Below are 9,857 nucleotides of genomic sequence, written 5' to 3'. Positions count from 1 at the left end.
TTCCCGTTGCAGCGTCTGCCAGATCGACGGCAACAACTCGAAATTCGCCCGCTGTTCACGGCAATTGCGCACCTGCTGGTACAACTCGTGCAGCTTCAGCCGTTGCGCATCGTAAGTCACCTTGATCGTCCGCTCGTGCGGCACCAACGCAATCTGATCGTAAGCGTCCTTGTCCGCCGCGCCTGCAAATACCGAGCGAATCGCCGCACCTACCGCCATATCGTATTTCCCCCACGCCGGCTCAAACAGCGTCGCGCCGTCAAAACTCACCCGGCAATCGACAAACGTGATCAGGATCACCGTACCCTCGCGCCGCAGAACCGTATCCACCGTACCCGCGACTGTCACGCCGCTCTCAAACACCAGCTCCGTTGTCTTCCCCGGTGCAATCCCCAGATGCGCAAGCTCGCTGTCGCTGCAATGCTCCAGCGGTGTCGGATGGTGCCGCAACTTTCCGACCGGCGAACCGAAGCCGTCCTTGTGATAATGCTTGTCATGCCCCGGGAGTTCGCGTTCGCCGAAACATAGATCACTCGGTGAGCTGGTCTTGATATACGCCAGCCGTCCCCGCGCATCGGTCAAGACGTCACTGAATACACCCGATACCTGCAGGCCCGAGGAGTACTCGCACGTGCACACATTCTCGCACTCGATCGCCTTTTGTACGCTCTCCAACCCGCCGACGCGGTATGCCATCTTGCTCGAGAAATCCTCGAGCACCTGGCTGAGATGCTCGAAGCTCGGCGTCACGAACAGTTGCGGCTGCTGCGTCGTAATGTCGAAAGCGTAATCGGCGGCATCGATTGTGTAAGAGATCTTCTTGACCGTCGGCTTGATGCAATTGGCCGACTCACCGATTGAAGACAACAGGCCGGCGCCATAGATCTTCGGCCGCTCGACCGTCCCGATCAGCCCGTATTCCACCGTCCACCAGTGCAGCCGCGACAGCAGCGCCATCTCCGACGGCTTGCCCAAATTGGCCTGCTTATACACCACGTCGGCTTCCGCGCGCGTGATCTCCTCTGGGTCGGAGGTGTGCGCTTCCTTCAGGATCGACAGATGCCGGATCGCCTGATATAGCTCGAAATCCTTCTTCGACGACATCGCCTTGGCACCCACCGCACCGAATTGCTGCAAGTAGTCGGCGTATTGCTGATCGGCGATGATCGGCGCATGCCCGGCGGCCTCGTGAATGATATCCGGTGCCGGCGTGTATTCAATGTGATCGATCTGGCGGATATCGGCCGCGATCACCAGCACCCTGTGTGCCTGGAATTCCATAAACGCCGCCGGCGGGATAAAACCGTCCACCGTCACCGCCGCCCAGCCGATTCGCGCGAGAATATCGTTCATCTCGTAAATGCTCGGAATCCACTCGACGCCGATACCGGTCTTTTCCAGTCCTTCGAAATAGATCAGGTGGGCATACTCACGCAGGAAATTGTAGTTCTGGCGCATGACATAGCGCCACACGGCGTGATCGACCGGAGTGTAGCGCTCGTACTGCTGGTCGACAACGAACTGCTTGAGATGATTCGGCAGACCGCGCACGTTGTCGTTGTCCGGCAGGTACCGGTTAAACTCGGCTTCGCGCTCCGCGGCCGTCGCGCCGCCGTGGTGACGGTGAAATCGCCTCATGACTCGAACTCCCACTGACTGGAGAAGTTGATTGCCGCCGCCGGCGCGCCTTGTCCCGGCGCCCGGCCTCGGTGCTCGGCCAATTGTACCAAAGGTGCACTACTTGCACCCAAGTTCTTCAAATTATACACCCGAATCAAGCCGAATTTTTGCGGGTTGCGCCGGCGCGGCTGAGAACCCGGCTGACCACGAAGGCTTGACATCGCCGCATCGCCGCCGGCCTCATTCCCCCTTAGCCGGTGCCCACCGCCGGAACGTCCAAGGAACGAGGGCTTGCGGTGGGAATTAGGAACCGTTGCGGCAGGTCTTGATCCCGCAACCCACTGCAACCGCAATACCACCTTCTCTCCCGCGGGGGATTGTGACCTGCCGCCTTTCGCCGTCCTCCCAGAAACCGAAGCCAAACTGGATTTCCGCTTCCGCGGGAATGACGCTTTCCCCCCTCTCCCCTTGGGAGAGGGGTCGGGGGTGAGGGCTTTTCGCGCCGCCACGGCCCCCTTCGCCGCATCTCTATTCAATCCTCGGAGCTTTCCCCCTTGCCGCACCTCTGCCTCCGCAGATTCGATGCGATCCTCCTGGAGATGAAGGCGCTCTCTTCTAAGCCCGCCTCAACCTTGTCGCAATCCCCTCGTACTCCGCCAGGGTCTCCGGATTCGCCAGCGCATCCCGATTCGCCACTGGTAGCCCGGCCAGAATCTTCTGCACCGCCAGCTCGACCTTCTTCCCCGAGATCGTCCGCGGCACCGCCCTCACCGCCATGATCCGATCCGGCACATGACGCGGCGATTCTTCCGTGCGAATCGTCTGTTTGATCCGCGCGATCAACTCCGCCGTCAACTCGTGCCCCGACGCCGGCACCACAAACAGAACGATCTCGCTTTCGTCGCCGACCTTGCGCTCCACCACCAGGCTGTCTTCGATCTCCGCCATCGCCTCGACCGGATTGTAAATCTCCGCCGTCCCGATCCGCACCCCCGCGCGATTGAGCGTCGCATCCGACCGCCCGTATACAACCACACCGCCGTGCCGCGTGATCTTGATGAAATCCCCGTGCCGCCAAATCCCCGGAAAATGCTCGTAGTACGCCGCCTGATACTTGCTGCCGTCCGGATCGTTCCAGAAATACACCGGCCGCGACGGAAACGGCGCCGTACATACCAACTCGCCGACCTCGTCGGTGACCGCCGTCCCCGCGTCGTTGTAGCATTCGACCTTCATCCCCAATCCGCGCGTCTGAATCTCGCCGCGATACACCGGAAGTACCGGCGCGCCGAGCATGAAGCATGACACGATATCGGTGCCGCCCGAAATCGACGACAACTGCAAATCTGCTTTGACATTTTTGTACACCCAGTCAAACGACGACTCCGGCAGCGGCGATCCCGTTGACAAAATCGCCCGCAGCGAATCCAGCCGATGCGTTTCCCGCGGCGTCAATTTGATCTGTTCGCACGCCTGTAGGAACTTCGGACTCGTCCCAAAGATGCTGATTTTCTCTTCGTCGATCGCGTCCCACAGCACCTCCAGATTCGGCTGCGCCGGACTACCGTCGTACAAGAAAATCGCCGCGCCCTGCTGCAGCGAACTCACCAGCCAATTCCACATCATCCAGCCGCAGGTGGTGAAATAGCCGATCACGTCGCCGCGCCGTAGGTCGCAATGCAGCGCGTGCTCCTTCAAATGCTGCAGCAACGTTCCGCCCGCGCCGTGCACAATGCACTTGGGAATACCGGTCGTCCCCGACGAATACAGGATGTACACCGGATGGTCAAAATCCGACTGCGCAAACTCGATCTCCCGCGCATCGCGGTCGACAAACTCCTCCCATACCGTGAACTTCCCGCCGTGCAACTTCGTCGTCGCGCCTGATTGCGTCAAAAGCACGACTCGTTCCAGGCTCGGCAGATGCTCGACAATCTGCTCCAGCACTTCACTGCGATCGATCGTCTTGCTGTGATACCGGTAGCCGTCGACCGCCAGCAGCAACTTCGGCTCAATCTGTCGAAACCGATCGAGCACCCCCTGCTGTCCAAAATCGGGCGAACATGACGACCAAATCGCCCCCTGGCTTGTCGTGGCCAGCATCATAATCACCGCTTCCGGGATATTGGTCACGAACGCCGCCACGCGATCCCCTGGCCCGACCCCTTGCTGTTTCAGCGCCGCGGCGCATCCCGCGACTTGTCGATACAATTCCGCAAAAGTAATTCGCCCCTTCTCCCCCGCTTCGTTCCAATGAATAATCGCCGTCGCCTCGTCGCGACGCCGTAGAAGATTCTCAGCGAAGTTCAGCTTCGCGCCGACGAACCAACGATTCCCCCACATCTGCTCGCCGTCATTGATCCGCTCGTACCCGTGCGAATGCACGATCCCGGCAAACTCCCAGATCGACTGCCAGAACGTCGCGACATTCTGCACCGACCACTGGTACAGCGCGTGATAATCGTAAAACTCGAGGTGATAGCGATCGCGAAGGAAGCGTTGGTAGCGGGCGAGATTCGAATGACTGATGCGCTGCGGCGTCGGTCGCCAAATCGGATCGCTCATCGATCTCCCGGAATCAAGGAGTGACCGTAAACCAGAATGTGCCAGGCCGCGCGCCGGTCGTCCGCCAAATCGAGCGCCGTCCGCGCCGCGTTCTCGAACATGACCCATTCGTTCGCGCCGCTGCCGCCCGACTGCAATGCGTATTTCAGCAGCCGCAGCGCTTCGCTGTTCATCGTCGTATCGACCGTGGTCATGAACTGCCGCGCCTCGTCAACCGTCGGCATGCTCTCGAAGTTGGCCAGTTGTCCGAGATTGTTCGCCGACAACACATGCGACCTCCGAACATATTCCGGCAGATTGTCAAATCCGATGAGCAGGCCCTCTTTCGGCTTGGGCAGATGAAACGCGTTCTCCGCCGTCACCCGGCTCCACCAGTCGCCGCCGTTGCGCGCGACATGCTCGATGCGTCCCGGGATGATGATGTTGCCCTCCAACAGTCGCTCGTCGATATGAAACAGCACCACCTCGCAGATCGCCAGATTTCCCGCGGCCCTGCCGTCGCCCAGCGGGATCATCTGTTTGAGCACACATTCCATCTGAAACGGCGATTCTCTCACCCGTGGCGGCTTGACCTTGACCGATTCAACCGGCGTCAACCCCGACTTGACGAATTCGTCGATCTCCGGCGCCCACTCCGCCGAGGCCAGATTCACCTGGTGCATGATCGACTGCGTCACAGCCTGCACCGTGCATTCCTTTGTCGCCATCAGGTTGTTGTAGGTATCCTTGAAGGTACCGTCGCGTCCCCGTCGTGCCGGCGAGAACGCGATCGTCGGCGGATTGGCGCCAAACGCATTGAAGAACGAGAACGGCGTCAAGTTGCGGATGCCGTCCGCCGACAGCGTCGACACCAGCGCAATCGGCCGCGGCGCCACGCCCCCCAACAAGTACTGATGCACCTGCGGCACCGGCGTTGTCTTCGGATCAACTTCCAACATACTCAACTACCTCAGATCTCCCCCAGTGCCCGACAGCCTGCGCAGCGTCCCGAGGCACGAGGGACTGCGGTGGGATCTCGATATCGTTGCGGCAGGTCTTCCCGCCGAGCGCTCTCAGGTCTCGCCCATTCACTGATTTCCCCGCGCTTCGTGGGGCGACCTGCCGCCTCCTCCCGGAAACATCAGCCAACCTGGATTCCCGCCTCCGCGGGAATGACGCCGACTCCCCTCTCCCTCTGGGAGAGGGGCCGGGGGTGAGGGTCCTTCCCGGCACAGAGTTCACACCTGCCCATGAGTGACCAGTCGCGGGTGAGGGCCGTCCCTACATTTTCTTCTTCGCCAGAATCGACCGCTCGCCCGCCGCCTTCACCACCCGGTTGCGCAGCACTCCCAATCCTTCAATCTCCAGTTCCATCGTATCCCCCTCGTGAATCCAGATCGGCGTGAAGCTCTCCCCGCGCGCCTTGGCCTCCAGCGCCCAGGTGCCGTTTAACTCAAGATAACACCCCGTCCCGACCGTCCCCGAGCCGATCACATCCCCCGGGAATAATTCCACCCCGTACGACGCCCGCTCGATGATCTCTGCGAACGTCCAATTCATCTGCTCCAGATTTCCGTCCGAGACCTGTTTGCCGTTATGTCGCGCCGTCATCCGCAGATTGTACTTGTTGCCGAACGGTGTTGCGATGCGCTGCCGTCCAAGCTCGTCCGGCGTCACCAGCCACGGTCCGATCGCGGTCGCAAAGTCCTTCCCCTTGGCCGGTCCCAGATTCAGCTTCATCTCGTCCATCTGTAGCACCCGCGCCGACCAGTCATTCATGATCGTGTAGCCGGCAATGTAGCCGTCCGCGTCTTTCGCCTCGATGTTCTTCCCGCGTTTCCCGATCACGACCGCCGCCTCCAATTCAAAATCCAGTTGTCGCAAATGATCCGCCTCCACGACGACATCCCCCTCACCGATGATCGAGTTGTGGTTGGTGAAATAGAAAATCGGGTACTGGTCGAATTCGGGAATCATCTCCACGCCGCGATTGCGCCGCGCCGTCGCCACGTGCTGCCGAAACGCGTATCCGTCGCGGCAGGAGGGCGGATGCGGTACCGGCGCCAGCATCTGCCGAATCTCCGCCGTCTCGGTAATCCGTCCGGCCACGATCGCCGCGTCAATGTTCCGTGCCAGATCCATGGAGCGTTCCTCTCCCCGTAGAAATTCCGCCATCGTGCCCGGCAGCGCCAGGCCGATTCGGCTCGCCGCGTCCGCCAGATCAAACGCGCGCCCGTCGCGGACCAATCCGGCGCGCTCGTCGTTATTCTTGTTGATGAACGAGATCAGTTTCATGCTCGGTGACTTCACTCACGAAAGGGCGCTTTTGGTGCTCCTCAACCAACTGCGGATAAACTTCCGCTATGATTTCCAGCGCGAAGCTGGTTTCGTCGGCGGTGCCGGAATTGATGCGAATCCCTTCCGGAATCCCGAATGACTTGACGTGCCGTACGATCAGTCCGCGATCCAGACAGCGCAGGAAGAATTGCTCGGCAAAAGCTTCATTCGGCATCAGCAGCAAAATCGAATTGCAGTACGTCTTGATCCGTTTGATTCCCAGCTCGTCAAACTTCTGCTCCATCCGCCCGATCGACATCTTGTTCGTCGTCAGCGTCAACCGCAGGAAATCATAATCCTTCAACGCCGCCCGCGCCGCTACCTGCGCCAGATGATTCGGCTCAAACGGCAGCTTCACTTTCTGCAGCGCTGTGATCAACCGCTCCGGACCGATCGCAAACCCGGCGCGCAGGCCGCCCAGGCCGTACGCCTTCGAAAATGTCCGCATCACGATCAGATTCTCGAAATCGTAGTCCAAGCCGTTCGGGTACTCTCGCTCGTCCGCGCAATACTGGCAATACGCCTCATCCAGGATCACCAGCACCCGCGCCGGTACACGCTGCATCAGCCATTCGAATTCCGTGCGCGTGAAGATGCTCCCCGTCGGGTTATTCGGATTCGCCAGGTAGATCACCTTGGTGCGCTCGTTGATGCTGCGCGCCAGCCGCTCGATGTCGAACGCATAGTCTAGCAGCGGTATCTTCACCAGCGTCCGCCCCAGTTTGTTTGTGTTGACGTACGCGCCGATGAACGTCCCCTCCGAGGTCAATACCTCGTCGCCGACGTCGGTGAACGCTTCAAGGGTATACTCGATAACCGCGTCCGTACCGTGCCCGCAGACAATCTGTGCCGGTCGCTTGCCGAATTCCTCGGCGATCGCTTGCGTCAACTCATAGGCGCTGGGATCAACATACAAGTGCGACTGTCCCAGCGCGCCCTGGATCGCTGCCAGCGCATTCGGTGACGGCCCGTTCGGGTTCTCGTTCGAGGCTAACTTCACGATTCGCTTCAGCCCCTTCTCGCGCGCCAACTCCGAAATCGACTTGCCCGCCTTGTACGGCCACAGATTCTCAATGTGATGCGGTATCTTGATCATCGCTCCTCCCGGATCTCAGCAGTAACCATCCATGTTAAGCAATGATCGTGGAGCAATCAAGCCAATTTGCCCGCCGTTGCCTTGGCTTCGAGGCTGGACACCAATCGACTCGCAGCCTGACGATTCCTCCTGAACAAAGGGGCTTGGGGGATTGTATGCCTTCATCCAACCAATTCCCCCTATGACGTCGTCCCCACATACCGTCCGTTGGAGTTCTCATCCAGCCACGAGCGCGCATAGTCCGGGTCCAGCGTCTCCTTTACGTTCAGCGTCGGCTTGAGCGGCTGGAACGTATCCACCATGATCGCCCACTCTGAGGTTTCCTTCTTCCCGACCGAGGCCTCGGTCTTGCCCGGCTGCGGCCCGTGCGGCAGCCCGCCCGGATGCAGCGTAATCGACCCCTGCACCACACCCTTGCGCGACATGAAATCGCCATCAACGTAGTATAGAATCTCGTCCGAGTCGATATTCGAGTGGAAATACGGCGCCGGAATCGCCTCCGGATGAAAATCAAACGGCCGCGGCACGAAATTGCACAGCACGAAATGCTCGGTCTTGTAGAGCAGATGCACCGGCGGCGGCAGATGAATCTTGCCGACGATCGGGCAGTAGTCCTTGATGTTCAACGCGTGCGGATAATTGTAGCCGTCCCAGCCGACGACATCGAACGGGTGATGCGGCAGGATATACTCGAACGTCCGATCCCACGCCTTCAGGATCATCCGAAATTCGCCCTCCTGGTCGAACGGCTCCATAAACTCCGGCAGCTTGATATCGCGCTCGCAAAACGGCGCGCCTTCCAGCATCTGCCCGTACTCGTTCCGATAATGCCGCGGCACCTCGAACGCCGTATCCGACTCGACGATGAACAGCTTGTTCCCCTCCAGCTTGTCGAACACCATCTGGTATGTCGTCCCGCGTGGCACGAGGATCTGATCTCCGTCCTCGAACGGCAGCCGCCCGTATTCCGACAACAGCGCGCCGGTGCCGTGATGCACGAACACGTATTCGTGCGCAAAGCTGTTGCGGTAGAAGAAATCGGGCGCCGGATTTTCGTTCGGGTGCGCCGTCGCCAGGATGCAGTGCTGATTCTTCAAGAACACATTCCGCGCCGTCACGAAATTGCCGGTCGTCTGCTTCTTGTCGGTGAAAAAATGGTAGTACAAGAGCGGCGCCTCGTTCCAGAGCGACGCGTCGGTCGGTTTCAACTCGCGCACATCCTTTACGCGCGTCGGCATATGGATGTGATACTTGTTCGTGTGCACCCCCGAAAACCCCAGCGTCGAAAACAACTCCTCGCGGTATAGCGACTTTCCGTCCGGCTTGAAAAACGTGGTGTGCCGCTTCTGCGGAATTCGGCCAACCTTATGATAAAACGGCATGCTCTACTTCCTCTCTATCTGTCAGAATCCAATGCTCCATTGCGTAGGTCAGGATCCCTGCGATCCTGCCGTGAATTCAACCATCTATCATTGCGAGGAGCGAACGTCTCTTCCCCACTCTCTCCGTCCTTTCCTGCGACAAAGCCATCTCCCGCCTCTAGTGGGTTCGACTTCAGTCGAACAACACCGCGCCCGCCCGAGTCCCACCTTAGCAAAGGGGGCTGGGGGGTTGTGTTCTTCTCCCGCCGCATCAGGTCTTCCCGCCTTCGCAGTAGTGATTCCATCTCCCCTCTCCCCCTGGGAGAGGGGTCGGGGGTGAGGGCCCTACGTCCGCATCAGCGTCCCGCGCAGCATCTGATCCTGTTCTATCGCCTCAAACAGCGCCTGGAAATTCCCCTGCCCGAATCCTTTCGCGCCGTTCACCCGCTGAATCACCTCAAAGAAAAACGTCGGGCGATCACCGATCGGCTTGGTGAACAACTGCAGCAGATAGCCGCTCCCCTCGACCGACGCATCACACAGAATCCGCAGCCGCTTCAATTCGTCGAGGTCTTCGCGGATGCCCATATTCTTCGTCTTGAGCGCGTCGTAGTACGTATCCGGAACCTGCAAGAATTCCACGCCGTTCTCCCGCAGTGACTCGATCGTCTCGAGAATATTGTCCGTGTACAGCGCGATGTGCTGAATCCCCGCGCCGTGGTAATGCTCGATGTACTCCTCGATCTGCGATTTGCCGATCCCCTCGTACGGCTCGTTGATCGGCATCTTGATCAGATCGTCCTTCGAGCGCACGACCTTTGACAACAGCGCCGAATACTTGGTCGAGATGTCACCCGGCCCGAAGTCGATAAACGTTTCGAAGTCCATGGTCTTGTTGA

7 protein-coding genes are annotated in these 9,857 nt (G+C 59.6%); all 7 read right to left on the bottom strand.

Going from position 1 to position 9,857, the window contains the following annotated elements; translation table 11 throughout:
- Positions 1 to 1,638 (bottom strand): aromatic amino acid hydroxylase (locus IT585_09130; protein MCC6963401.1); only part of this gene is annotated, 1,638 nt, incomplete at its 3' end.
- 597 nt (positions 1,639 to 2,235) lie between these two features.
- Positions 2,236 to 4,185: an acetoacetate--CoA ligase gene (locus IT585_09125; protein ID MCC6963400.1), complete on the bottom strand. Its 1,950-nt coding sequence runs from the start codon at positions 4,183 to 4,185 to the stop codon at positions 2,236 to 2,238.
- Positions 4,182 to 5,123, bottom strand: coding sequence for a flavin reductase family protein (locus IT585_09120; GenBank protein MCC6963399.1), 942 nt, complete (start codon positions 5,121 to 5,123; stop codon positions 4,182 to 4,184). Before IT585_09120 ends, IT585_09125 begins: the two co-directional genes overlap by 4 nt.
- Before the next feature lie 322 nt (positions 5,124 to 5,445).
- Positions 5,446 to 6,459 carry a fumarylacetoacetate hydrolase family protein gene (locus IT585_09115; protein MCC6963398.1) on the bottom strand — a complete coding sequence of 338 codons (1,014 nt, stop codon included), beginning with the start codon at positions 6,457 to 6,459 and terminating at the stop codon, positions 5,446 to 5,448.
- The gene (locus IT585_09110; GenBank protein MCC6963397.1) at positions 6,428 to 7,597 is read right to left on the bottom strand and encodes an aminotransferase class I/II-fold pyridoxal phosphate-dependent enzyme; all 1,170 of its coding nucleotides are present in this window, start codon (positions 7,595 to 7,597) and stop codon (positions 6,428 to 6,430) included. The genes IT585_09115 and IT585_09110 overlap by 32 nt, the downstream gene beginning before the upstream one ends.
- Positions 7,598 to 7,776: 179 nt before the next feature.
- On the bottom strand, positions 7,777 to 8,979 hold the full coding sequence (locus IT585_09105; GenBank protein ID MCC6963396.1) for a homogentisate 1,2-dioxygenase: 1,203 nt from the start codon (positions 8,977 to 8,979) through the stop codon (positions 7,777 to 7,779).
- A gap of 324 nt (positions 8,980 to 9,303) precedes the next feature.
- Positions 9,304 to 9,857: VOC family protein (locus tag IT585_09100; GenBank protein MCC6963395.1), on the bottom strand; the 554-nt coding region annotated here is incomplete at its 5' end.

This window comes from Candidatus Zixiibacteriota bacterium, assembly GCA_020853795.1.
Classification (GTDB): Bacteria; Zixibacteria; MSB-5A5; order CAIYYT01; family CAIYYT01; genus JADJGC01.
Note: the sequence above shows the minus strand (reverse complement) of the source record. Positions and strands in the feature narration are given on the sequence as shown.